At 32.9% G+C, this 24608-nt stretch carries 23 protein-coding genes; 15 read left to right on the top strand and 8 right to left on the bottom strand.

The annotated features are described in order from the left end of the window. Positions 1-75: 75 nt before the first annotated feature. The 4 genes from CD128_RS00520 (at position 76) to CD128_RS00505 (ending at position 4916) form a co-directional block, all read left to right on the top strand. On the top strand, positions 76-1005 hold the full coding sequence (locus CD128_RS00520; RefSeq protein ID WP_103328155.1) for a hypothetical protein: 930 nt from the start codon (positions 76-78) through the stop codon (positions 1003-1005). 218 nt (positions 1006-1223) lie between these two features. Then, a complete protein-coding gene (locus tag CD128_RS00515; protein WP_103328154.1) occupies positions 1224-1832 on the top strand; it encodes an LPXTG cell wall anchor domain-containing protein in 609 nt (202 codons plus the stop codon). A gap of 275 nt (positions 1833-2107) precedes the next feature. After that, positions 2108-3580: an N-acetylglucosamine-specific PTS transporter subunit IIBC gene (gene nagE / locus CD128_RS00510; RefSeq protein WP_103328153.1), complete on the top strand. Its 1473-nt coding sequence runs from the start codon at positions 2108-2110 to the stop codon at positions 3578-3580. A 211-nt stretch (positions 3581-3791) separates the two neighbouring features. Beyond that, complete coding sequence (locus CD128_RS00505; protein ID WP_103328152.1) at positions 3792-4916, top strand: HAD family hydrolase; 1125 nt, start codon at positions 3792-3794, stop codon at positions 4914-4916. Between the two features lie 52 nt (positions 4917-4968). On the opposite strand, the gene serA is transcribed toward CD128_RS00505, so the two are convergent. From serA to CD128_RS00490, 3 genes are all read right to left on the bottom strand, one after another. Continuing rightward, a complete protein-coding gene (gene serA / locus CD128_RS00500) occupies positions 4969-6567 on the bottom strand; it encodes a phosphoglycerate dehydrogenase (RefSeq protein WP_103328151.1) in 1599 nt (532 codons plus the stop codon). Beyond that, positions 6557-7729: a pyridoxal-phosphate-dependent aminotransferase family protein gene (locus CD128_RS00495; RefSeq protein ID WP_103328150.1), complete on the bottom strand. Its 1173-nt coding sequence runs from the start codon at positions 7727-7729 to the stop codon at positions 6557-6559. Before CD128_RS00495 ends, serA begins: the two co-directional genes overlap by 11 nt. A 110-nt stretch (positions 7730-7839) precedes the next feature. Then, a complete protein-coding gene (locus CD128_RS00490) occupies positions 7840-8280 on the bottom strand; it encodes an OsmC family protein (RefSeq protein ID WP_103328149.1) in 441 nt (146 codons plus the stop codon). A gap of 79 nt (positions 8281-8359) precedes the next feature. On the opposite strand from CD128_RS00490, the gene CD128_RS00485 reads away from it, so the two are divergent. After that, on the top strand, positions 8360-9106 hold the full coding sequence (locus CD128_RS00485) for a glycerophosphodiester phosphodiesterase (RefSeq protein ID WP_103328148.1): 747 nt from the start codon (positions 8360-8362) through the stop codon (positions 9104-9106). Between the two features lie 58 nt (positions 9107-9164). On the opposite strand, the gene rpsD is transcribed toward CD128_RS00485, so the two are convergent. Next, complete coding sequence (gene rpsD / locus CD128_RS00480; protein WP_011275505.1) at positions 9165-9767, bottom strand: 30S ribosomal protein S4; 603 nt, start codon at positions 9765-9767, stop codon at positions 9165-9167. A 225-nt stretch (positions 9768-9992) separates the two neighbouring features. Next, positions 9993-10460 carry a GAF domain-containing protein gene (locus CD128_RS00470; protein ID WP_103328146.1) on the bottom strand — a complete coding sequence of 156 codons (468 nt, stop codon included), beginning with the start codon at positions 10458-10460 and terminating at the stop codon, positions 9993-9995. Between the two features lie 130 nt (positions 10461-10590). Here CD128_RS00470 and ezrA point away from each other — a divergent pair, with 130 nt between their 5' ends. The 7 genes from ezrA (at position 10591) to CD128_RS00435 (ending at position 18604) form a co-directional block, all read left to right on the top strand. Beyond that, the gene (gene ezrA, locus CD128_RS00465; RefSeq protein WP_103328145.1) at positions 10591-12285 is read left to right on the top strand and encodes a septation ring formation regulator EzrA; all 1695 of its coding nucleotides are present in this window, start codon (positions 10591-10593) and stop codon (positions 12283-12285) included. A 177-nt stretch (positions 12286-12462) separates the two neighbouring features. Next, complete coding sequence (locus CD128_RS00460) at positions 12463-13599, top strand: cysteine desulfurase family protein (RefSeq protein ID WP_103328144.1); 1137 nt, start codon at positions 12463-12465, stop codon at positions 13597-13599. Continuing rightward, positions 13600-14823: a tRNA uracil 4-sulfurtransferase ThiI gene (gene thiI / locus CD128_RS00455; RefSeq protein WP_103328143.1), complete on the top strand. Its 1224-nt coding sequence runs from the start codon at positions 13600-13602 to the stop codon at positions 14821-14823. A gap of 39 nt (positions 14824-14862) precedes the next feature. Next, positions 14863-15639, top strand: coding sequence for a TSUP family transporter (locus CD128_RS00450; RefSeq protein WP_103328142.1), 777 nt, complete (start codon positions 14863-14865; stop codon positions 15637-15639). A gap of 106 nt (positions 15640-15745) precedes the next feature. Continuing rightward, entirely contained in the window at positions 15746-16240 is a 495-nt protein-coding gene (gene tpx / locus CD128_RS00445; RefSeq protein WP_103328141.1) for a thiol peroxidase, read from the top strand. A gap of 137 nt (positions 16241-16377) precedes the next feature. Beyond that, the gene (locus CD128_RS00440) at positions 16378-17325 is read left to right on the top strand and encodes a class I SAM-dependent methyltransferase (RefSeq protein ID WP_103328140.1); all 948 of its coding nucleotides are present in this window, start codon (positions 16378-16380) and stop codon (positions 17323-17325) included. An 82-nt stretch (positions 17326-17407) separates the two neighbouring features. Continuing rightward, positions 17408-18604 (top strand): acetate kinase, encoded by a 1197-nt coding sequence (locus CD128_RS00435; protein WP_103328139.1) that lies wholly within the window; start codon positions 17408-17410, stop codon positions 18602-18604. A gap of 127 nt (positions 18605-18731) precedes the next feature. Here CD128_RS00435 and CD128_RS00430 read toward each other — a convergent pair whose 3' ends face one another. After that, the gene (locus tag CD128_RS00430) at positions 18732-19229 is read right to left on the bottom strand and encodes a universal stress protein (protein WP_103328138.1); all 498 of its coding nucleotides are present in this window, start codon (positions 19227-19229) and stop codon (positions 18732-18734) included. Between the two features lie 143 nt (positions 19230-19372). On the opposite strand from CD128_RS00430, the gene ald reads away from it, so the two are divergent. Beyond that, positions 19373-20494 carry an alanine dehydrogenase gene (ald, locus tag CD128_RS00425; RefSeq protein ID WP_103328137.1) on the top strand — a complete coding sequence of 374 codons (1122 nt, stop codon included), beginning with the start codon at positions 19373-19375 and terminating at the stop codon, positions 20492-20494. Between the two features lie 59 nt (positions 20495-20553). Here ald and CD128_RS00420 read toward each other — a convergent pair whose 3' ends face one another. After that, complete coding sequence (locus tag CD128_RS00420; RefSeq protein ID WP_103328136.1) at positions 20554-21609, bottom strand: M24 family metallopeptidase; 1056 nt, start codon at positions 21607-21609, stop codon at positions 20554-20556. A gap of 219 nt (positions 21610-21828) precedes the next feature. Here CD128_RS00420 and CD128_RS00415 point away from each other — a divergent pair, with 219 nt between their 5' ends. After that, on the top strand, positions 21829-22518 hold the full coding sequence (locus tag CD128_RS00415; protein WP_103298533.1) for a metal-dependent hydrolase: 690 nt from the start codon (positions 21829-21831) through the stop codon (positions 22516-22518). A gap of 125 nt (positions 22519-22643) precedes the next feature. On the opposite strand, the gene CD128_RS00410 is transcribed toward CD128_RS00415, so the two are convergent. Continuing rightward, entirely contained in the window at positions 22644-23057 is a 414-nt protein-coding gene (locus CD128_RS00410) for a universal stress protein (protein WP_103328135.1), read from the bottom strand. Between the two features lie 228 nt (positions 23058-23285). Here CD128_RS00410 and CD128_RS00405 point away from each other — a divergent pair, with 228 nt between their 5' ends. Beyond that, positions 23286-24584, top strand: a complete 1299-nt coding sequence (locus CD128_RS00405; protein ID WP_103328134.1) for a DRTGG domain-containing protein — start codon at positions 23286-23288, stop codon at positions 24582-24584. Positions 24585-24608 lie beyond the last annotated feature (24 nt).

Below are 24608 nucleotides of genomic sequence, written 5' to 3'. Positions count from 1 at the left end.
GAATAAAGTATTGAAACATATAATTAGTATTATACAATGAGATAGACATAATTTAATATTTCATTGGAGGATATTATGAAAAAGATAGCAATCGGTATACTTAGTTCAGCTTTAATATTAGGGGCTTGTGGTCATAATAATGATAATGAAAATTCAAAGAAATCCACGAAAACAAGTAGTAATCAAAATGTAAATAATAAAAGTGATAATTCTAATAGTGAAAATTATAAAGAAACAACATTTAGTGATATTTTTAAAGATGGAAAACAACATTTATTATATACTTTTCAAGCTGGGACTCCTAGTGGTATAAATGTTGAAGAGTTTGAAAAAGATGGGGAAAAAACTATAAATGATGCATTACTAGATGAAGTACACTATGTTAAGGATAATAAAGGTTTTACATATACTTTTGAATTTTCTGGAACTCAAGACGAAGTACCTAAAGATATAATATTTAAAAAACTAGCTGGAAATTCTGACGATGAAAATATTCGTAAGTTTGAAAAATTACAAAAGATAAATTTAAATGATTATAATTCTACCTATGATGATCAAGAACCATTAACGTTAAATAATTCGCCTAAAGAAATTAAAAAAACTTTCTACATGAAAGATGGTAAACTATACTTTGAAAACTTTAATTTTGCAAAATATACAGCTAAAAGTGGAGAAATATTAGATGATCACCCTAAGGCTAGTTGGAAAACTACTTATGAACCAGCAATTCAGTCACACGGAGATTTTCCAAATGGAAAACAAGTTGCTATTAAACCATTTGAAGCAAATGGTAAAACATATGCTGGCATCGGTGTAGTTTATGAGGGTGACAAAGATTCGCGCTATGATGATCACTACAGTTTCGTATTGATTACTGAAGTTCCAAAAAATACTAAAATAGTGTTAGATAAAGATACTTCAAATGGAGAAGTAAAAAAATATGAAGATACTGAAGATGCAAAACAAGAAAAAGAAAAGAAAAATAAAGAATTTGATAATCTATAAATATGATTAGCACCCTAAAAGTCTAACTTTATAGGGTGCATATTATTTAATTGAATTCGAGAGCTCTTTTTTATTTAATGAAATTTCAAAAAATTTACAAAACTTTATAAAATATTTAAACAAATGCATGTTAATATATAGACGAACAACATTGTAACGCAAAATATATTATGATTTATTTTTAATTTTTAATTTTAATTAATAAAGGGGACGTAAAAATGAAAAAATCAAGTATCTTTGCTACAACTACTTTAACAGGAGCGTTATTATTCAGTGGTGTAGGAGCACATCAAGCACATGCAGCTGAAAATGTTTCAAAATCTCAAGCCGAAAAAAATGTACAAGATTTAGTAACTAATAATAGTAACTACCATCCTAAAGAGGGTACTAAGTATACAGTTATGGATGAAAAATATGCTGATCCTAATCATCCTAAAAACTCATATAGTGTTGCCTTTGGTGAAGAACCAAACCAATCTCCTTCATTTTTATATGTTAATAAAGAAACAGGAAACGTTTATGATGCAAATGGTAACTTAGTACAAAAGGCTTCAACTAACTCTGAAAATAATCAAGCCAAAACTAATAATACTAGAGTAAATTCATCAAATACTAATCAAGAGTCAACAGTAAATCATAATAACCAATCAAATGCTAGCACTATAAACAACAATAACGCTTCTACTCAAAATAATGAACAACAAACTACAAAAGCTTTACCAGAAACAGGTGAACAATTTAACTCTGATTTAATCACTATCATTGCTTCAGTATTATTAGCTGCAGGTTCATTATTAACATTTAAACGCTTCTCAAGTAATAAATAAACTTTAATGTAGCTTCTAAAGCTCTTGAATCTAATTTAGGTTCAAGAGTTTTTTATTTAATCTTAACTCAATAGATGCTCCTAATTTAGCCTTTTATCTAACTTCGTATTAATCATCATAATTAATTCATCTTAGGCCATAATTTTGATAATTTTAATTAAAAATATCATGACAAAAACGCTTTCAAATATGATAAATTATTATAGGTGTATGTCATACATAAATATAAGTACTATCTTATTAAAGTATTAGTATTTTGGGAGGAAATATCATAGATGTTTAAGTTTTTTCAAAATTTAGGGCGATCGTTAATGTTACCAGTCGCTGTATTACCAGCGGGCGCAATTATCGTCGGAATTGGTAACTTGCTTAAAGCATTACACGTATTGCCAACTGTAGCACTGTTCTTTTCAACAGTGGGAACAGCTATACTAGGCCAACTAGGTCTTATCTTTGCAATCGGTGTAGCGATTGGTATGGCTAAGAAAAATGACGGTGCAGTAGCATTAGCCGCGGCTTTAGGATATGCGCTGGTAGTAGAAGTATTAACGCCTAAACACATAGCACTACTATTTAATATTAAAATAAGCGCAGTAAACCAAGGGTTTGAAAAAATGGATAACTCAAACGTTTTTATAGGAATTATAATTGGTTTAATTGCTGCGTATTGTTATAACAAATTTAGTGATGTTGAATTACCATTAGCATTATCATTTTTCAGTGGTAAACGTTTAGTACCAATTATGACAGTCTTCTTCTGTACATTCTTAATCGTTATTCTAATGTTCACATGGCCTTATATTTATTCTGCAATAGTACAATTTGGTGAATGGCTCGTAGGATTTGGTCCATTCGGAGCATTTTTATATGGCTTCTTCAACCGACTACTTATACCTACAGGCCTACATCACGCATTAAACGCAGTATTTTGGTTTGATACAGCGGGTATTAATGACATCGGCAAATTCCAAACTGGCCAAGGCGCAGTTAAAGGTTTAACAGGTCGTTATCAAGCGGGATTCTTCCCAATTATGATGTTCGGCATCCCAGCTGCAGCTTTAGCGATGTATCATACAGCTCAATCTAGCCAAAAGAAACAAGTTTATGGTTGGTTCTTAGCCAGCGCTATCTCAGCATTCATAGTAGGTGTGACTGAGCCAATTGAATTTGCATTCATGTTTGTTGCCCCAGTATTATTTGTTGTCCATGCGTTCTTAACAGGACTATCATTATTTATTGCTTCATTCTTTCATTGGACAGCTGGGTTCTCATTTAGTGCCGGCCTGATTGATTACGCACTATCACTTATCAATCCAGTAGCAAATCATCCACTCATGATTTTTGTTCAAGGCATTGTATTCTTTATTCTATACTATGTGATATTCCGCGTAATCATTCAAGTCTTTAATCTTAACACTATAGGTAGAGGCACAAACTTATTAACAGATCCAACTGATGACACTACAGATGATTCTACTGATCAAGCTGTTGCTTCTGGAAAAGGCAGATACCATAAAACTGCAAGTCAAATTCTAGAAGGCTTAGGCGGTAGTGAAAACATCGATACATTAACAAATTGTGCAACACGTTTACGAATGGAATTAAAAGACAATTCTATTATTGATGAACAAAAAATTAGAAATGCAGGCGCTGTAGGGGTAACAAAAAATGGTAAACACTCTACACAAGTCATTATTGGAACGCACGTTCAACAAGTAGCCGATGAAATTGAAAGACAAATGCATTAATTTTTCAAGAAATAATTAAAAAGACAATATATGTCTTAGTGGTCTGATAAGATAAAAGTCTATTGATAAATATATGTTGTTCAGATAACCAGTGTGATATGTAATCCATTTATATATCATGCTGGTTTATTTTTTTAGCATATTGACTTTAATAATAGGTTAGTTATGATTAAAAGTATCAGAATATTTAAAATAAAAGGGGAACGGTGAAATGAAATCAATATTATTTGATGTGGATGGGGTATTTTTAAGTGAGGAACGCTGTTTTGATGTTTCGGCGCTAACTGTAGAAGAAATGCTTAAGAGTAAGACATTTCTTGGTTTAGACAAATCTATTAATTTTGAAAATATAAACGATGAACTGATTGAAGAAGTGAGAAATAGAGTATTTCAACATGACCACATATTAAAACAATTAAAATCATTAGGCCTCAATTCCAATTGGGATATGTTATTTGTCGTGTTTAGTATCCATTTTATACATATTTTAAAAGCGTTAGATATACAAGCTGTAAATCAATTTTTACAATTAAAATCTATTTCTCAAGATGACTTACAACAGTTACAAACTTTGATTAACAACGATGTAGAGATTAATTATAAGGCGCCATTATCATTTATTAAAAATATTGAAAGTGGTAAAGCTAATATATATGCATCTTTAGAACAGTTTGCTAAATTGCAACTAAATACAGATGATGCCAGTGTATTTAAACTAAAAGGTCCTTTATGGCAATTAACTAGAGAAGTTTATCAAAATTGGTATTTAGGTGGTAAATTATTTGAGGAAGTTGAAAATAAAACACCTATCAACACTCAAAAAGAAGGGTTCATATATGATGAAATTATTCTAAGACCAGTGGAGGAAGTCAAAACTTTATTAAACGATTTACAAGAAGCGGGCTATCAATTAGCTATTGCAACAGGGCGACCTAAAACAGAAACTATAGTGCCGTTTGAATCGCTTGGCCTACTAGAATATTTCGATAACAACAACATTGTAACCGCAAGCGATGTTCTTGAAGCAGAAAGTGAATTTCCACAGTATATTCCTTTAGGAAAACCAAATCCGTTTTGTTATATTGCAACCCTCAATGGCAATCAAAAATCGGAGTATCAAACGTACATCACTGAGCAAGAAAATATTGTTAATAAAGAAGAGGTATATATCGTTGGAGATTCGTTAGCAGATTTATTATGTGCGAAAAAAATAGGTGCTACATTTATAGGGACATTAACAGGTTTGAAAGGGCAAGAAGCTCGTGAAGAATTAGAACAATATCATGCCGACCATATCGTTGATCACGTAGGAAAAATTCATGACATTTTACTATAAAAAGAGGCTCGTAGATGAAATCATTGTTCATCTACGAGCTTTTATAATGTATTTATTTTACTGATAAAGTCGTGCCGTAAATTTTTTCAAAACCACCAGCTTGATATAATTCATTAATAACTTCTTGTGTTACAGGTTGGTCAACTGAAAGTACCATCATCGCTTGTCCACCTTCGCTATGACGTCCTAATGACATAGAAGCGATGTTAATATCATGTTTACCTAACAATTGTCCTGTTAATCCGACCATACCAGGTTTGTCTGCATGATAAGAAATGAATTGATAAGCGTTAGGTTTAAAGTCAACTGAATAATCGTTAATACGTACAATACGTGGGCCAAATCCTGAAACCACTGTCGCACCAATTTTGACTTCTTCTTGTTCACCAATTAAGTGGATTTGAATGTAATTACTGAACGTTCCTTGAGAGGCACGATTTTCAATGTGATGCGTCACACCTTGTTCTTTTAGTAATGCCATTGCATTGATTAGATTTACACGTTCTCCTAAATCTTGTTGTAAAATGCGTGTAACTATAGAATGGATAATTAGATCTGTATCTTTTTCACTTACTTCTCCGTTGAAAGTAATTTTAATTTCTCTAGGAACTTCTTCTAATAATTGAATAGCTAATTCGCCAGATAATTCTCCGACTTCAATCCATTGTTGTGTTACTTCATCGATATTATTTAAATTTAATTTTGGTGCATTGACTGCATTTGTGACGTTTCCATTTTCTAAAATATCAATCATCTCATTGGCTACTGAGATAGCTACTTTTTCTTGAGCTTCAACAGTTGAAGCACCTAAATGTGGTGTGATAATGATTTTGTCATGATCCAATAGAGGTGAAGAAGTAGGAGGTTCATGTTCGAACACATCTAAAGCTGCATGTGCAATTTGATTATTATCTAATGCGTTAAGTAAATCTTGTTCATTAATAATGCCACCTCTAGCTACATTGATAATTTGTAGTGAAGGTTTTGCTTTAGCAAAGAAATTTGCATTTATAATGCCACGTGTTTTAGGTGTTAAAGGCGTGTGTACAGTTACAAAGTCTGCATTGGTAGCAATTTCATCTACTGTAGCGAGTTGGATATCTAGTTGTTGTGCTTTTTCTTCAGTTAAGTAGGGGTCAAATGCTAGAATTTTCATACCAAAGCTTTGAAGTCTTTTAGCTACACCTAAACCTATACGGCCTGCTCCGATGACACCTAATGTTTTTTGATACAGTTCTACACCTTTAAAAGCTTTTCGATTCCATTCTTTACTTTTCAAAGAAGCATGAGCTTGAGGGATATTACGCGCCATCGCTAAAATCATAGCTACTGAATGTTCGGTAGCAGAAATTGTATTTCCATCTGGTGCGTTTACGACTAATATACCTTTCAATGTAGCCGCTTCAATATCTATATTATCTACCCCAACGCCTGCACGGGCGATTACTTTTAACTGTTGTGCCTTATTAATGACGTCAAGAGTAACTTGTGTTTGGCTTCGCACGATTAAACCTTCATATTGTGGGATAATGTCAACTAACTGTTCAGGTGTTAAATCTGTTTTAATATCTACTTCAAAATCAGGGTGAGAGAGTAAACTATGTAAACCTTCTTCAGAAATAGGGTCTGAAACTAAAATTTTATGCGTCATGTTGGATGACCTCCGTATATTTAGTAGTTGCTTTACCAATATAATTTACTTTACGATAATCTGTTAGAATAAGTTCTAATGCAGTGACCACAGATAAAATATCAAATGGAGAAACTTTACCCATATGACCAATGCGCAATATTTTACCTTTTAATTTTCCTTGTCCACCAGCGATAGTGATATTAAATTGAGATTTTAATGTAGATTTAATGTGTTTCACTTCCGCTTCGTCTTTAGGTACGAAAGCAGTTACAGTAGGAGAAGCGTAAGCGTCATCAACTAATAAGTCTAAATCAAGTTTTTTTAATGCGGCTCTTAATGCGGCTCTTAATGCATTTTTAATCGTGTTATGTCGTGCAATCGTATTATTAAATCCTTCTTTATTTACTAAAGTTGCATAAGCGTTAATAGCTCTAAATAGACCTACATTTGGAGTGAATGGTGTTGAATGTTGTTGAAGTGAATCAAAATATTTATTTAAATATAAATAGAAACGTGGGGTAGTTACATTACTAAATCGTTGTTGTGCACGATGATTATAAGCGACGAATGCAAGACCAGGAGGTAACATTAAAGCTTTTTGACTGCCTGATACGAGTACGTCAATGTAATCTCTCTCAAGATTTACATCAACTGCACCAATACAGCTTACGCCATCTACTACATAATAAATGTCGTTATCAAACGCTTTGATAGCTTTGCCTAACTCTCCGACTGGATGTAGTACAGCAGTTGAAGTTTCACAATATTGAGTAAAGACAGCAGTAATTTTGTGGTCAATTGAAGAAAGGAATTGTACGAACTCGTTAACATTGACTGCTTTACCCCATTCGACATCATAAATATGTACATTTTTATAGTATGTTTCTGCAATTTGTTTAAAGCGATTACCAAATGCACCAGAAACGATGACTATAAAGTGATCGTCCGGATTGACGATATTTAACATACTGGCTTCGAGCACACTTGTTCCGCTTGAAGTTAATATCATAACTTCATTTTGTGTTCCAAAGATAGGTTTCAAATTATTGAAAGCTTCTTTCGCAATGGCTTCAAAATCTGGAGAACGGTGACCTACCATTGGTAAATTCATAGCATGATTAATTTCTGGAGGGACTGGGGTTGGTCCGGGTGTAAGTAATAAAGGTTCATAGTAATACATTGTTAAATTTCCTCCCACATAGATAAGATTTAATTATTTTAACAAATATTCTGACAATTTAAAAGAGGATTACTCAATCCCACTAAGATTTATAGTGAGATTGAATTAGATTATTCTATAGTAGGTTGAATGTCGATAGTTACATTATTGCGTATAGAATTTGAAATCATACAGTTGTTATCAGCAATCGTTAATAATCTAGGTAAACGTTTTTCTAATGTTGCTTTTTCATCACTTGAAACGGTAATGGAAGGGTAGTGCGTAATCTTATCCATTTTGAATTTCCCATTTTCAAAAAGCGCCGTACCAATGGTCTTAATTGTTAATTCTATATTTGTAAATTTAGCTCTTTCAAGCGTTGCGGCTAGGGAGATAATATAGCAAGAAGAAGCGGCAGCTACCAATAATTCATCCGGGTTTGTGCCAGTGCCATTACCGCCCAAAGGAGCTGGAATTGAAATATGTTCAGAAATCACATCGCCGTTAACTGAACCTACTTCTTCACGACCACCTAGCCACTTAGTTTGAACTTCGAAATCATGTTTCACCATATCAGTTTGACCTCCGTAAATTGTGTGTTAACTTAAGTTTAGTTGAAAGTGGTGCAAGATGAAAGAAAGGTGTCTTTTTATGAAAATATCTAAACCCAATCAAGCATTTCAAATTGTAGCGCATCGTGGATTATCACATCGCTATCCTGAAAATACCGTTGAAGGATTTAAGGCAGCATTAATGCAACACATTGATATGTTAGAAATAGATGTGCATTTCACTAAAGATAAAGAATTAGTAGTGATTCATGATGATACGATTGATCGTACGTCTAATGGAAAAGGTAAAGTGATGGATTACACGCTTGAGGAGTTAAGAAACTTTGACTTTGGTGTAAAACATGGCAAAGCCTTTTCAAATACAAAAATATCTACGTTTGATGAAGTGTTGGAAGTATTTAATCATTACTCTAAAAAATTATTAATAGAGTTAAAGGTGCCCAGTCAATATCCTGGTATTGAGGAAGCTGTCGTACAGCGACTAAAAGCGTATCAAGTACCATCACATAAAGTGATTCTTCAATCTTTTGATGCTAATAGTGTTAAACACCTCTCGACATTAGAGAGTGATTATCAATTAGGGGTATTAATCAGTAAAAAGAAATATTGGTATAAATTACCTGACTTTGAAGAGATTGCTCAATATGCGACGTTTGTAAATCCTAATTATAAATTAGTGAATAAAAAATTTATGGCACGTGCACATGAGAATGATTTGAAAGTCATTCCATATACAGTGAATAAGGCTAAAGATGTTAAGAAGCTTATCAATTTAGGGGTAGACGGAATTATTTCTGATATTCCAGATGAATTATTTAAATTGTAATGTGGATATAAAAAACCACCCAATCCAAAAGGAAAGGGTGGTTTTAATACTACGCAACTTATCTTGAGTAGTACTCAACGATTAATTGTTCGTTGATTTCAGCAGGTAATTCGCTACGTTCAGGGAAGCGTACGAAAGTACCTTTTAAGCTGTCTGCATCGAAGTCTAAGTATTCAGGTACGAAATTGTTAATTTCAACTGATTCTTTGATGATGTCTAAGTTTTGTGATTTTTCACGTACAGTGATAACTTGACCAGGTTTTAATGAGTATGATGGGATGTCAACGCGACGACCATCAACTTCAACGTGACCGTGACCAACTAATTGACGAGCTTGACGGCGAGTACGAGCTAAACCTAATGAGTATACAACTGCATCTAAACGGCTAGCTAATAAGATCATGAAGTTTTCACCATGAACACCGTGTTGTTTACCAGCGATGTCAAATGTGTTACGGAATTGTCTTTCAGTCATTCCATATAAGTAACGTAATTTTTGTTTTTCACGTAATTGTAAACCATACTCTGATAATTTTTTACGTTGGTTTGGACCATGTTGTCCTGGTGCGTAAGGACGTTTTTCTAATTCTTTACCAGTACCACTTAAAGAGATACCTAAACGACGAGATTTTTTCCAGTTTGAACCTCTGAATCGAGCCATAATAAGACTCCTCCTTTTTCTTTTTTGTTGTTATGAATAAACAAAAAAGAGTGTTGTATGCTCATCAAGATATGTTGTTTTATGTGTCTTCACCTTATAGCTACAGTTACGTGACACGTCCGCTTCGGGAACAACATAGCGCTCAACAATATACAACTGCTATTTTCGTTAATTCACACAAAATCCATTGTACCAGTATTTTTAAAAGTGTCAACACATTTATCGTTATTTTGATAATTGATTTTCTAAAATAGATACAATTGCTTCTAAGCCATGTTGATCTTCTTCTGAAAAACGATTTTTTATAGGCGCATCAATATCTAATACACCAATAATTTCTCCATTTTTATGGATGGGAACTACAATTTCAGAATTACTATTGGCATCGCAAGCAATATGACCAGGGAAGGCATGTACATCTGCGACTAATTGTGTTTTGTCTTCAGCGACAGCTGTGCCACACACGCCTTTACCTATTGCGATGTGAACGCAGGCTGGGTGTCCTTGGAAAGGTCCTAAGATAAGTTCATTATCTTCTATTAAATAGAAACCAACCCAGTTGACTTGATCAAATGAATCGTTAATTAAAGCAGATGTATTACTTAAAATTGCTATTAAATTCGTTTCATCTTCAATAAGACTAGCAAGTTGCTTTTTTAACAGGCTATAATTTGTTTCTTTGATATCTGTCATAAGAATACCTCATTCGATTATTTTACAATTAAGTATAAAGTGAAAAAAATAATCTATCAATTCATTTAATTTTTATTTTAATGAGAGGGAAAGTTACGTTATAATGATGTTAATATAGGAGGAGAATGAGATGGCTGTATTCATTATATTAGCAATATTAATCATCATATTGATTGCTGTTGGTGTTATGTTCTATATGCGTTCCAACAAGAGAAAAATTGTTGAAGAAGCTGAAGATCGTAAAGTAAAAATCCAACAACTACCTTTTGAAAAGAACTTAGAGAAACTTTCTGAATTAAACTTAAAAGGTGAAACTAGAACAAAATATGATGCTTTAAAACAAGACACCTTAGATCATACAAACAATTATCTAGCACCAGTTGAAGAGAAGATTCATGATGCTGAACTTCAACTTGATAAATTCCAATTTTCAGGAGCGCAAACAGATATTGATGACGCTCATGAATTAATGGACAGATACGAAGCGGGTTATCAAGCTCAAGTAGATGAAGTGAACGAAATCTTAACTTTACATAAAGAAAACGAAGAAGTTTATAACAAATGTAAAACGGATTATCGTGAAATGAAACGTGATGTACTAGCAAATAGACATCAGTTTGGGGAAGCAGCAGCACCCCTTGAAAAACAAATTGAATCATTTGAGCCTGAATTAGAGCAATACGACATGCTTAAAAGCGAAGGTAACTATGTTCAAGCGCATAACCATATCATGGGACTAAGTGACTCAATGAATGAAACTAAAGAATATATGGCTGAAATTCCTGAGTTAATTAGAGAAGCTCAAAAAGAATTACCAGGCCAATTCCAAGATTTAAAATATGGTTGTAGAGATTTAAAAGCAAATGGTTACGATTTAGATCATGTTAAAATTGACGGTACATTACAAAGCTTGAAAACAGAATTGAATTTCGTTGAACCAATGATTAGTCGCTTAGAATTAGATGAAGCGAATAATAAACTTCAACAAATCAATGATAAACTTGATGAAATGTATGATTTAATCGAACATGAAGTTAAAGCAAAAAATGAAGTAGAAGAAACAAAAGAAGACATCACTAATGAATTGTTTAAAGCGAGAGAAATGAACTATACGTTACGCACTGAAATTGATTATATTCGTGAGAATTACTTCATTAATGAAAGTGACGTTCATAGTATTCGCCAACATGAGAATGAAATTCAAAATTTAGTGACTGTATATGATGATATTCTTAAAGAAATGTCTAAATCTGCAGTAAGATACAGTGAAGTTAAAGATAACTTAGAATATCTAGATGACCATGTAAAAGTCATTAATGAAAAGCAAGAAAAATTACAAAATCATCTTATCCAAATGAGAGAAGATGAAGCAGATGCAGAAGATCATCTTTTAAGAATTCAATCTAAAAAAGAAGAAGTATATCGCAGATTGCTTGCTTCTAATTTAACTAGTGTACCTGAACGTTTCGTGATTATGAAAAATGAAATTGATCATGAAGTTCGAGACGTAAACGAACAATTTAGTGAGCGTCCAATTAACGTTAAGCAATTAAAAGACAGAGTATCTAAGATTGTGATTCAAATGAATACATTTGAAGACGAAGCGAATGATGTTCTAGTAAATGCAGTTTATGCTGAACGTTTAATTCAATATGGTAACCGTTACCGTAAAGATCACAATAATGTAGATAAAAGCTTAAATGAAGCTGAACGTCTATTTAAAAATAATCGTTACAAACGCTCAATTGAAATTTCGGAACAAGCACTTGAAAGTGTTGAGCCAGGTATTACTAAATATATTGAAGACGAAATTACAAAAGAATAGTATCATCTTTTGATGAGGCATGTATCCTATAAAAGTTAGGATACATGCCTTTAATTTTTGAAAAAAAATAGTATAATGCTTTAGTGTCTATTTTTAAAGAAGTTATAAAAGAAGAGTTATGAATATACTTAACTCCATTTTTAAATAGTATATTTGATTTGAAAGAGAGTGTTGCAAATGATTTATTTGGATAATGCCGCAACTACTAAACCTCATAAAGAAGTATTGGATTCGTTTGTTAAAGTGAATGAATCTGTTTATTATAATCCAAATAGCCCACATAAAATGGGCTTACAAGCTGAAAAAGTGCTTAATCAAGCGAAAGAACGTATCAATCAGCTTTTATTCGGCAAACAACCATTTGATGTGATATTTACAAGTGGGGCAACAGAATCTAATAATATTGCCTTAAAAGGCGTGGCACTACGTAAAAAACAATTTGCGAATGAAATTATTACGTCTGTCTTAGAACATCCTTCTGTGTTAGAAGTAATGCGTTACCTAGAAACTCAAGGTTTCGTTTTAAAATACGTAAATATTAATGAAAATGGTCAAATTGATATGGAACATCTGGCTTCTTTAATGAATGATAAAGTAGGACTAGTTACTTGCATGTACGTGAATAATATTATGGGACAAATTCAACCTATTGACCAAATAGTAGAATTATTAAAACAGTATCCGAAAGCCCACTTACATGTAGATGCTGTTCAAGCATTAGGAAAAGTTCCAATGACGCTTACAGGTGTGAATAGTGTCAGTTTCAGTGGCCATAAATTTAATGGTCTTAAGGGACAAGGTTTATTATTGATAGATAATAAAGAAAAACTTGAGCCAATCGTTCATGGCGGAGGTCAAGAATATGGTGTGCGTAGTGGCACAGTTAATCTTGCTATGGATGTTTCATTAGTTAAAGCGATTGATTTGGCTGTAAATAATTTAGAGGAACGCCACACTAAGTTAGCATCATTTAATGAAGACTTACGATCATTTTTTAAAGATTATAAAGGTGTTTACATTAATTCTCCTGAAAATGGTGCACCACAAATTTTAAATATTGCATTTCCAGGGGTGAAAGGTGAAGTCCTTGTAAATGCTTTTTCTAAATTAGATATCATGGTCTCAACGACAAGTGCTTGTTCATCAAAACGCGGTAAATTAAACGAAGTATTATTAGCGATGAATATTCGTGAGGATAAAATAGAAGGCAGTATACGATTGTCACTGGGTGATACAACGACTCAAGAAGATATAAATCAATTTAAAGAGAAGTTTGAAACAATATATTTAGAAGTAAAGGAGCTGCTTAAATAAATGAAATTTGATCATTTATTAGTAAGGTATGGTGAATTAACGTTAAAAGGAACTAATCGTAAAAAGTTCGTTAATGCATTAAAAGATAATGTGATTCGTTCATTACAATCACTTGAAGGTACGCATGTTCAAGGTAAACGAGATAGAATGTATATCTCGCTTACGGAAGACGCAGATGTGCAAGAAGTCATTTATCGTGTGACTAAAATTTTCGGAATTAAATCTGTAAGTCCTGTTCATAAAACGACTCAAGAGTTAGATGACATTAAAAACTTATGCGTTGAACTTGCACAAAATTTCAATAGTGGAGATACGTTTAAAATTGATGTTAAACGTGTTGATAAAACGTTCCCGATGGATACGTATGAATTACAAAGAGAATTAGGTGGCACGATTTTAAAAGCAACGGAAGATATTTCTGTAGATGTTAAGAAACCTGACCATAACGTTAGAGTAGAAGTGCGTATGGATGGCGTTTATATTTATACAAAAGTATACGAAGGTGCTGGTGGCTTACCAGTTGGTAGCGGTGGCAAAACATTGTTAATGCTTTCAGGAGGCATTGATTCACCAGTAGCAGGTATGGAAATTATGAAGCGTGGCGTTAGAATTGAAGCTATTCATTTCCACAGTCCGCCATTCACAAGTGAAAAAGCCAAAGATAAAGTCATTGAATTAACACGTATTTTATCTGAACGTGTCGGTCCAATTAAGTTACACATTGTGCCGTTTACTGAGCTTCAAAAACAAATTAATAAAGTGGTACATCCAAGATATACGATGACATCAACACGACGTATGATGCTTAGAGTGGCTGATATTGTATTAGAACGTATCGGTGCGCATGCAATTGTTAATGGTGAAAATTTAGGCCAAGTTGCGAGTCAAACGTTAAAAAGTATGTACGCTATCAACAACGTGACTTCTACACCAATTTTACGTCCACTTGTTTCTCTTGATAAAGAAGACATTGTCAAGAAAGCACGTGAAATTGGAACGTTCGATGTTTCTATTCAACCATATGAAGATTGCTGTACCATTTTTACACCTAAAAACCCAGTTACAGAACCAGATTTCGATAAAGTAATTAAGTATGAAAGTGTTTATAACTTTGATGAAATGGTTCAATGTGCTGCGGATAATGTTGAAACAATTACAATTAATAAAGATTATAAGAGTGAGAAAGATAAAGATACTGATGCATTAATAGATGAATTATTTTAAAATTAGTTTAAATAGAAACTAATTTTAGGGGATGGCAACATGGATATCAGTTTAAATATCATTATTATCATTATAGCTTTTGGTTTCTTAGCGGCATTTATTGATGCTGTAGTAGGGGGTGGTGGCTTGATATCTATTCCTGCATTACTGGCTATAGGTATGCCACCTTCCATAGCATTAGGAACTAATAAGTTAGCGAGTTCATTTGGTTCGTTAACCAGTGCAATTAAATTTATTCGCTCAGGAAAAGTAGATTTATCAATTGTACTAAAACTTTTTCCATTTATATTTATATTTTCAGCAGGTGGAGCAAGTCTAGCAACATTTTTACCAGCTCAAGTTTTAAAGCCACTTGTTATCATTATATTAACACTCGTTTTAATTTATACGATATTTAAGAAAGATTGGGGAGAGGTTCGCACCTTTTCTAAATTAACCATTGGTAAAGCCATCATTTTTGTAGGGTTGCTATTATTAATAGGGTTTTACGATGGTTTTTTAGGCGGTGGAACGGGCTCCTTCATGCTTTTTGTGTTATTAATGTTTGGCTTTGATTTTTTAAGTGCTGCTGGAAATGCTAAAGTACTTAACTTTGCTTCTAACATAGGGGCACTAGTACTTTTTATCATTTTAGGCCAAGTTAATTTTGTATATGGCTTAATAATGGGTGTCAGCATGATTGTTGGATCCTATATAGGTGCTCAATTAGCTATAAGTAAAGGCGTAAGCTATGTTAAATTATTATTTATTATAGTCACTGCATTATTAATTTTGAAAAATACTTACGACTATATCGCTCAATTACTAGGAAAGTAATTCTATTACATTCATTAGGAATAGTATCAATTAATTGATTTAAGATTTACTACTATCGTATTATTATAGATAGAATTTATTAACCAACTTTGGAGGTCGTAACAACATGGCACAAATTACTTTTAAAAATAATCCTATTCATTTATTAGGAACAGAAATTTCAGAAGGACAACAAGCTCCAGACTTTAAAGTATTAGATAATAACTTAAATGAAGTAGATTTAAGTCAATTTGAAGGACAAAAGAAATTAATCAGTGTAGTACCTTCAATTGATACAGGTGTATGTGATCAACAAACACGTAAATTTAATGAAGAAGCATCTCAAGAAGATGGTGTTGTATTAACAATCTCAGCTGACTTACCATTTGCTCAAAAAAGATGGTGTGCGTCTAATGGTTTAGATAATGTCATTACATTAAGTGACCATAAAGATTTATCTTTCGGTAAAAATTATGGTGTAGTAATGGAAGAATTAAGATTATTAGCACGTTCAGTATTTGTTCTAGATAAAGATAATAAAGTTGTTTATAAAGAGTTAGTAAGTGAAGGTACAGATTATCCGAACTTCGAAGCGGCTTTAGAAGCTTACCGTAATATTTAATGATTATATAAATAAATGATTGAAAAGACATAAACACAGGTGTCCATATTTATTTCAAAATAAGAATGTAGAAACAGATGTTACATTTTCAAAGAAATAAAAAGTATGGACGCTTTTTTGTTGGAAAGGAAGTTTATATGACTGAAGAACAAACAATTATGGAAACATTATTCCGTACGCTTGATGAGAAGGCTAAAGCTTTAAACGAAGAGAATGGCCAAAGTTTTATTGAAAACTTAGGTTTAGCTATGGAAGATGTTTATCAAAATAAAAGAGAGCTACTTGAACAAGCAACCTTACAAGATAGACGTAAAGCCTTTCAATTTGCTTACTTAAGCTTGTTACAGGAAGAAACAATTCAAGCAAATCATCAAATTACACCTGATTCAATTGGATTAATATTAGGATTCTTAGTTCAAAAATTTACTAAAAATAGTGATGAATTACATGTGGTTGATATTGCAAGTGGAGCAGGGCATTTAAGTGCTTCAGTTAATGAAGTATTAAAAGAGACTACAGTTATGCATCACTTAATCGAAGTGGATCCAGTCTTATCTAGAGTGAGTGTGCATTTAGCTAACTTCTTAGAAATACCATTTGATGTATATCCTCAAGATGCGATTATGCCATTACCTTTAGAGGAAGCAGATGTTGTCATTGGGGACTTCCCAATTGGTTATTATCCGGTAGATGAACGCAGTAAAGAAATGAAATTAGGTTTTAAAGAAGGACATAGTTATTCTCATTACTTATTAATCGAGCAAGCTATTACAGCTTTAAAAGCGACTGGATATGCCTTTTTAGTCGTGCCTAGCAATATTTTTGAAGATGAAAATGTAAAACAGTTAGAAAATTTCATTGCTACAGAGACTGAAATGCAAGCATTTCTAAATTTACCTAAGACATTATTTAAAAATGAGAAAGCGCGTAAATCTATCTTAATTTTACAAAAGAAAAAAGCTAATGAGACTAAGCCAGTAGAAGTCTTACTTGCAAACATTCCTGATTTCAAAAATCCAAATCAATTCCAAGGATTCATTAGTGAATTGAATCAATGGATGGACGAAAATCATCCAAAAAAATAAACTGTCATATTCTTGAATTATAACTGTATTAATGGTTAAATAAATATGGATATTTAATTAATAAATTGGAGGACAATAATTTATGTCTAAATTAGTTTTAGCGATTAATGCTGGTAGTTCTTCTTTAAAATTCCAACTTATTAGAATGCCTGAAGAAGAATTAGTTACTAAAGGATTAATCGAACGTATTGGTATTAAAGATTCAATTTTTACTGTTGAAGTTAATGGTGAAAAAGTTAAAGAAGTTCGTGATATTAAAGATCATGAAGAAGCAATTAATATTATGTTAGATAGCTTCAAAAAACATGGTATCATCGATGATATTAATGATATCGTTGGTACTGGTCACCGCGTTGTACACGGCGGTGAGTTATTCCCTGAATCAGCTTTAGTAACTGACGAAGTGGAACAACAAATTGAATCACTAAGTGAATTAGCACGTTTACACAACCCAGCTAACTTAATGGGTATCCGTGCATTCAAAAAATTATTACCAAATATTCCTCACGTAGCAGTATTTGATACTTCATTCCACCAAACTATGCCTGAGCAATCATATTTATACAGCTTACCTTATCAATATTATAAAGATTATGGTATCCGTAAATATGGTTTCCACGGTACAAGCCATAAATATGTATCACAACGTGCAGCTGCAATCTTAGATAAACCAATCGAAGAATTACGTATCATTTCTTGTCATATCGGTAATGGTGCATCAATCGCAGCTATCGATGGTGGAGAATCAATCGATACATCTATGGGATTCACACCATTAGCTGGTGTAACAATGGGTACACGTTCTGGTAACATTGACCCTGCGTTAATTCCATTCATTATGCAAAAAACTGATCAAACTGCTGAAGAAGTACTTAATGTATTAAACAAAGAATCTGGTTTACTTGGTATCTCAGGTACTTCAAGTGACTTACGTGACCTAGAAAGCGATGCTGAAGAAGGTAAAGAACGTGCTCAATTAGCATTAGATGTATTCGCTTCAAGAATCCATAAATACATTGGTTCTTATGCTACAAGAATGCATGGCGTAGACGTTATTGTCTTCACTGCTGGTGTAGGTGAAAACTCATCAACAGTACGTGCTAAAGTATTAGAAGGTTTAGAATTCATGGGTGTTTATTGGGATTCTAAGAAAAATGAAGCTATTCACGGCGAAGAAGCTTTCATTAACTATCCACATTCACCTGTAAAAGTAATTGTAATCCCAACTAACGAAGAAGTTATGATTGCAAGAGACACTGTAAAATTCGGTGAATTATAATATATAACTAAGTGCCATGGTTATGTCTATTTAAGATGTAACCATGGCATTTTTTTGTTTTTAGAAAAAGAAAAGGGGCCTCAACAAAATGAGGCACCCTTTAAATTGATTGATTATGATTTAAGTTTTAAGAATATTGTTGTCTAAATTCTGGTGTAGCCACTTCTGGATGGAAGTCCTCTGGAATTTCTTCAGTACGTACGACTAACACATCACAAGGTGAGTGACGTACAATGGCTTCAGATACAGAACCTACAATAAATCGCTCTACTGCATTTAAGCCTGAAGTACCACACATAATTAAATCTACTTTAAGTTCGCTTGCTAATTTTTTAGGGATAATGGCTTTAGGAGAACCAAACTCTAAGCGTGTTTCTACATTAGTTACTCCAGCACGTGTTGCGACTTCTTGATAACCTTTTAATAACTCTTCAGAGAAACCGCGAGATTTCTCAGTGAATTGTGCATCATAAACTTCATAAGAAGAATATGTTCTTGAATCAATAATGTTTACAATAGTTAATTTGGCGTCGTTACGTTTAGCTACGTCTACGGCTTTATTGAAAGCCCACTCTGCTTCATGTGAACCATCAACTGCGATTAAAATGTTTTTATAAGTTAACATCTTAATAACCCCCTTAGCTTTTCTTACTTATATTTTACCACAAATTTCAGAATATTTAATATTTATATTTTAACAATAATGTGTACTTTTTCTGATTGCGCTTTCATCAGTTTAGCGTTACGATGGTGTTGGAGGTGGATGGAATGAAAATTGGTATTCCAAAAGAGATAAAAAATAACGAAAACAGAGTTGGTTTATCACCAAGTGGTGTACATGCATTAGTTGAACAAGGACATACAGTACTTGTCGAAAAAGATGCAGGATTAGGTTCATACTTTGAAGATGCAGATTACAAAAATGCAGGTGCTGAAATTGTATCTGATCAATCTGCAGTTTGGGATGTAGAAATGGTAATCAAAGTTAAAGAACCTTTAGAAGATGAATATAAATACTTCAGAGAAGGATTAATCTTATTCACATACTTACACCTAGCTAATGAAGAAAAATTAACTCAAGCGTTAGTAGATAATAAAGTAGTAGGTATTGCATACGAAACGGTTCAATTACCTGACCGTTCATTACCATTATTAACACCAATGAGTGAAGTAGCTGGACGTATGTCTGCCCAAGTAGGTTCTGAATTCTTACAAAAAATTAATGGCGGAATGGGAATTTTACTTGGCGGAGTACCTGGAGTACCAAAAGGTAAAGTAACTATTATTGGTGGCGGTCAAGCTGGTACAAATGCTGCTAAAATCGCTTTAGGTTTAGGCGCAGATGTTACTATCTTAGACGTTAATCCTAAACGTTTAGCTGAATTAGAAGATTTATTTGATGGCCGTGTAAACACTATTATGTCTAACCCATTAAATATTGAAGAACAAGTTAAACAAAGTGATTTAGTTATCGGTGCCGTTCTAATTCCTGGTGCTAAAGCGCCTAGCTTAGTTACTGAAGATATGATTAAACAAATGAAAGACGGTTCAGTAATCGTTGATATCGCTATCGACCAAGGTGGTATCTTTGAAACAACTGATAAAATTACTACTCATGATGACCCAACTTACGTTAAACACGGCGTAGTTCATTATGCTGTAGCGAATATGCCAGGTGCTGTACCTCGTACGTCTACAATTGCCTTAAACAATGCTACATTACCTTATGCTCAATTATTAGCAAATAAAGGTTATCGTGAAGCATTTAAAGCTAACCATGCATTATCTTTAGGTTTAAACACTTATAAAGGTCATGTAACTCATAAAGGTGTAGCTGAAGCATTTGATTTAGAATACACTACTATCGAAGACGCTTTAAAAGAAGACTAATCGATTTATAAAATAAACATCCAGTTGAGAGGGGATTGTCCTCCTCAACTGGATGTTTTTTATTTTTCGTAGTGAGTTAAAATTTCATAGCCATCTTCAGTTACTAAAATATCATCTTCGATACGAACTCCTGCCACGCCTGGTACATAAATACCTGGTTCAATAGTAATAACCATTCCCGCTTCTAACTTATTAGTATTTGTACTTGATACATCTTGATATTCATGTTCTTCAAGTCCTAACCCATGACCTAAACGATGAGGGAAGTACTCACCATAGCCAGCATTTGTGATGATATCACGTGCAATTTTATCAATTTCATACAATGGTACGCCGGCTTTAATTGAGCGAATTGCTTCTGTTTCAGCTTCTAAGACAATATTATAAATTTCTTGAGCTTTATCTGAAGGTGCTCCGAATTTAACAGTACGTGTCATGTCACTACAGTAATGATGATAAATAACCCCTAAATCAAATAAAACGTATTCATTATCTTTTAAAGTTCTATCGCCTGGAGTGCCATGAGGAGAAGCGGCGTGATCACCGAATAATACCATCGTATCAAAGCTCATTTCACTTACACCGAACTTTTTAATTTCATTTTCAATATGATTAACGACTTCTCGCTCTGACACACCAACTTTTAAGAAATCAACGCCAATTTCAATACATTTATCAGCTAGCTCAGCTGCTTTCTTAATATTATTAATTTCATCAGTACTTTTAATATTTCTTAAATTCTTAATAGTTTGATCGATATCGCCATATTCCTTAACATTAAAGTTATCAGTAAGTTCGCGTTGGCGCTTAACTGTTAAATGTTCACTCTCAATTAATAGTTTATTAAAAGTATGAGGTTCAATATCAAATGGATTTTCTGTATCTAAGTAGCCAATAATTTTACCATCAAAAGATGAGGCTTTGGCTTCTTCAACTTCCATTTTAGGACAGTAAAGTGTCTTCTCACCAGAAGCAGTAATTAATACTGCTAACAATCTTTCGTGAGGCTCACTTCTATAACCAGTAAAGTAAAAGACATTAAGTGGAGTCGTAATCCATGCTGCATCAGCATTTTCATTATGTAACGCTTGGGTGATTTCGTCTATTTTTGTCATAAAATAATTATCCTCCTTGAGTTCTTTGATTTTAATTTTACGTCTATTAAAGAAGAAATTCAAAATTATTGAATAATTTCTGAAGAGATTCAAATTAGGCTTTATGGAAAAGATGAACTAATGGAGGTACGTTACCTCGCGCATTTTAACTAAAAAGTGTTATAAAATTTATGTGCTAGGGTATACTACAATTAACAAGCTATTAGGAGGCTATTAATTATGAAACTTTCATTTCATGGTCAATCTACTATTTATTTCGAAGGTAACGGTAAAAAAGTAATCGTAGATCCATTTATTTCTGGTAATGATAAATGTGATTTAGATGAACAAAGATTAGATGTGGATTATATTATCTTAACGCATGGCCATGCTGATCACTTTGGCGATGTAGTCGAGCTTGCAAACCGTAATCATGCGACTGTTATCGGTTCAGCAGAATTACAAGGTTATCTTTCAACATATCATGGTGTTGAAAATGTTCACGGTATGAATATTGGAGGAAAAGCTAAATTTGATTTCGGTACTGTGAAATATGTTCAAGCATTCCATAGTTCAAGTTTCACTCACGAAGATGGTATTCCAGTATACCTAGGTATGCCAATGGGTGTGATTATTGAAGCTGAAGGTAAAACAATTTATCACACTGGCGATACAGGCTTATTCAGTGATATGAAATTAATTGCGGAACGCCATCCAGTAGATGTATGCTTCGTACCAATTGGTGATAACTTCACAATGGGTATTGATGATGCTAGTTATGCAATTAATGAATTTATTAAACCTAAAATTTCAGTGCCAATCCACTACAACACTTTCCCATTAATCGAACAAAATCCTCAAGAATTTAAAGATGCAGTAACAGAAGGGGAAGTCCAAATTTTAGAACCTGGTGAAGCTGTAGAATTTTAAATTAAATCATTACTAAAATCTTGTATTATAACTTTACGTTAAATTGAAAAAAACTCCTATTATATGAGTGGACAACAAAGGTTTCAAGTCACTCTATAATAGGAGTTTTCTAATATTAAAAGAAGTCATTTAACAATTAATACTGGAATAGTTGCACGCTTAGCTACTTTATGACTGACACTGCCAAGTACAAATTTCTTTTGACTTTCAGCTTTACGGTTACTTAATACAACGATTTCGTATTTACCACTATTAGCATGTTTGACAAGTTCATCTTTCGGATTACCTCGCACAATAATTTGATCATAGTTAATACCATAATCATCTAAAATATCACGAGTTTTTTCAAGTTCTTTACTGCGTTTCTCAGTCAGTTCATTTAGATGTGTACCCGCTTTGATAGAAGCTTGAGCATCTTGTTCACCAATTACATTAAAGATTGTAACAACAGTATCTTCACCAGCTAATTTTGATACTTCTTTTAATGCTTTTTCATTTTTTAAATGTGTGTCAACGCCTAATAATATATTTTTATACATAGGACATTCCTCCTTTAATATAATTATATATAATATAAATTAATTTTTCCAACGAATATATTTATAATGATTAAATAACCGTAATCATTAAATTATTATGCTATTATTATTTTTTGTTCGGAAAATGTAGGACTAAGAAGTTTTACTAGGAATATTTTTCAAAATCGATTTTTTCTATGGAAAAAGTTATAATATATAGGACATTGTCAATTTTAAAGAGGTATTTAAATGACTAAACATGAACAAATAATAGCGTATATTGAATCGTTAAAAATCGGTCAAAAAATTTCGGTTCGAAAAATAGCGAAAGTAATGAATGTATCGGAAGGTACTGCCTATAGAGCGATTAAAGATGCAGGCCAATTAGGATTGGTAACAACGATAGATAGGGTTGGCACTGTACGCATTGATAAGAAAAATCGTGAAGAAATTGAAAATTTGACGTTTAATGAGATTCTAAAAATTATCGATGGAGAAGTTATCGGTGGTAAAAATGGTTTGAGCAACAGTGTATCAAAATTTGCGATAGGTGCAATGGAGCTTAAAGATGTCGTTAAATATATCAGTCATCAAACATTGCTCATAGTAGGGAATCGTCCTGATGTTCAATTAGAAGCTTTGAAAAAAGGTAGTGGTGTACTTATAACAGGAGGCTTTAAAACGTCTCAAAAAATTATTGATTACGCTGATAGTCATAATTTACCAATATTATCCTCAAACTATGATACGTTTTTAGTAGCTAATATCATCAATAGAGCAATGTACAATCAAATGATAAGAAAAGAAATTTTAGTCGTAAATGATATTGTTAAACCTATTAATGATATGACGGTTGTGTTTGATGAAATGGGTATAGAGGACTATAAAGCACGTGCGAAAGTGACCGGGCATTCGCGTTTTCCAGTGGTGGATAAAAATTGGAAATTAGTAGGGATTATTACTAGTAAAGAGATTATTCACATGCAAGTTGAAGATACAATAAGTAAAGTGATGACTAGAAGACCTATCAATGTAGAATTAACCACGACTGTGGCAAGTTGTGCTCACCTGATGATTTGGGAAGGTATTGAAATTTTGCCGGTAACTACTAAAAATAAAAAAGCAATCGGAGTCATTACAAGAGACGATGTATTAAAAGCGATGCAATTAATTGGTAGACAACCTCAGATTGGTGAAACAATTAACGATCAAATTGCTAAACATATCACTATCACTCAAAATGATATTACTGTAGAAGTTTCTCCATTACTAACAAATCAATATGGCACTTTAAGTAAATCTGTATTTGTAGCTATTATTGAAGAAACGATTAAACATGAGCTACGTAAATTTAAAAAAGTAGACGTAATGATTGAAAGTTTGAATATTATTTATATCAAAACTGTACCAATTGAAACATTTATTAATGTCACGTATAACATGTTAGATGTAGGTAGAAACTTTGCGAAGTTAGAAGTTACCATGATGAGTGGTAATGAAAGAGTAGCGAACGCGATGATTATTTGCCAAATGTTTGAGGACATTTAAGTAAAAATCATGCAGTGTATTTGG

The organism is Staphylococcus croceilyticus (assembly GCF_002902575.1).
Lineage (GTDB): Bacteria > Bacillota > Bacilli > Staphylococcales > Staphylococcaceae > Staphylococcus > Staphylococcus croceilyticus.
Note: the sequence above shows the minus strand (reverse complement) of the source record. Positions and strands in the feature narration are given on the sequence as shown.

Bases quoted from the DNA above. Each gene is read 5' to 3' on its own strand.
- CD128_RS00520 (WP_103328155.1), top strand. From the start codon at position 76: ATGAAAAAGATAGCAATCGGTATACTTAGTTCAGCTTTAATATTAGGG.
- CD128_RS00515 (WP_103328154.1), top strand. From the start codon at position 1,224: ATGAAAAAATCAAGTATCTTTGCTACAACTACTTTAACAGGAGCGTTA.
- nagE (WP_103328153.1), top strand. From the start codon at position 2,108: ATGTTTAAGTTTTTTCAAAATTTAGGGCGATCGTTAATGTTACCAGTC.
- CD128_RS00505 (WP_103328152.1), top strand. From the start codon at position 3,792: ATGAAATCAATATTATTTGATGTGGATGGGGTATTTTTAAGTGAGGAA.
- serA (WP_103328151.1), bottom strand. From the start codon at position 6,567: ATGACGCATAAAATTTTAGTTTCAGACCCTATTTCTGAAGAAGGTTTA.
- CD128_RS00495 (WP_103328150.1), bottom strand. From the start codon at position 7,729: ATGTATTACTATGAACCTTTATTACTTACACCCGGACCAACCCCAGTC.
- CD128_RS00490 (WP_103328149.1), bottom strand. From the start codon at position 8,280: ATGGTGAAACATGATTTCGAAGTTCAAACTAAGTGGCTAGGTGGTCGT.
- CD128_RS00485 (WP_103328148.1), top strand. From the start codon at position 8,360: ATGAAAATATCTAAACCCAATCAAGCATTTCAAATTGTAGCGCATCGT.
- rpsD (WP_011275505.1), bottom strand. From the start codon at position 9,767: ATGGCTCGATTCAGAGGTTCAAACTGGAAAAAATCTCGTCGTTTAGGT.
- CD128_RS00470 (WP_103328146.1), bottom strand. From the start codon at position 10,460: ATGACAGATATCAAAGAAACAAATTATAGCCTGTTAAAAAAGCAACTT.
- ezrA (WP_103328145.1), top strand. From the start codon at position 10,591: ATGGCTGTATTCATTATATTAGCAATATTAATCATCATATTGATTGCT.
- CD128_RS00460 (WP_103328144.1), top strand. From the start codon at position 12,463: ATGATTTATTTGGATAATGCCGCAACTACTAAACCTCATAAAGAAGTA.
- thiI (WP_103328143.1), top strand. From the start codon at position 13,600: ATGAAATTTGATCATTTATTAGTAAGGTATGGTGAATTAACGTTAAAA.
- CD128_RS00450 (WP_103328142.1), top strand. From the start codon at position 14,863: ATGGATATCAGTTTAAATATCATTATTATCATTATAGCTTTTGGTTTC.
- tpx (WP_103328141.1), top strand. From the start codon at position 15,746: ATGGCACAAATTACTTTTAAAAATAATCCTATTCATTTATTAGGAACA.
- CD128_RS00440 (WP_103328140.1), top strand. From the start codon at position 16,378: ATGACTGAAGAACAAACAATTATGGAAACATTATTCCGTACGCTTGAT.
- CD128_RS00435 (WP_103328139.1), top strand. From the start codon at position 17,408: ATGTCTAAATTAGTTTTAGCGATTAATGCTGGTAGTTCTTCTTTAAAA.
- CD128_RS00430 (WP_103328138.1), bottom strand. From the start codon at position 19,229: ATGTTAACTTATAAAAACATTTTAATCGCAGTTGATGGTTCACATGAA.
- ald (WP_103328137.1), top strand. From the start codon at position 19,373: ATGAAAATTGGTATTCCAAAAGAGATAAAAAATAACGAAAACAGAGTT.
- CD128_RS00420 (WP_103328136.1), bottom strand. From the start codon at position 21,609: ATGACAAAAATAGACGAAATCACCCAAGCGTTACATAATGAAAATGCT.
- CD128_RS00415 (WP_103298533.1), top strand. From the start codon at position 21,829: ATGAAACTTTCATTTCATGGTCAATCTACTATTTATTTCGAAGGTAAC.
- CD128_RS00410 (WP_103328135.1), bottom strand. From the start codon at position 23,057: ATGTATAAAAATATATTATTAGGCGTTGACACACATTTAAAAAATGAA.
- CD128_RS00405 (WP_103328134.1), top strand. From the start codon at position 23,286: ATGACTAAACATGAACAAATAATAGCGTATATTGAATCGTTAAAAATC.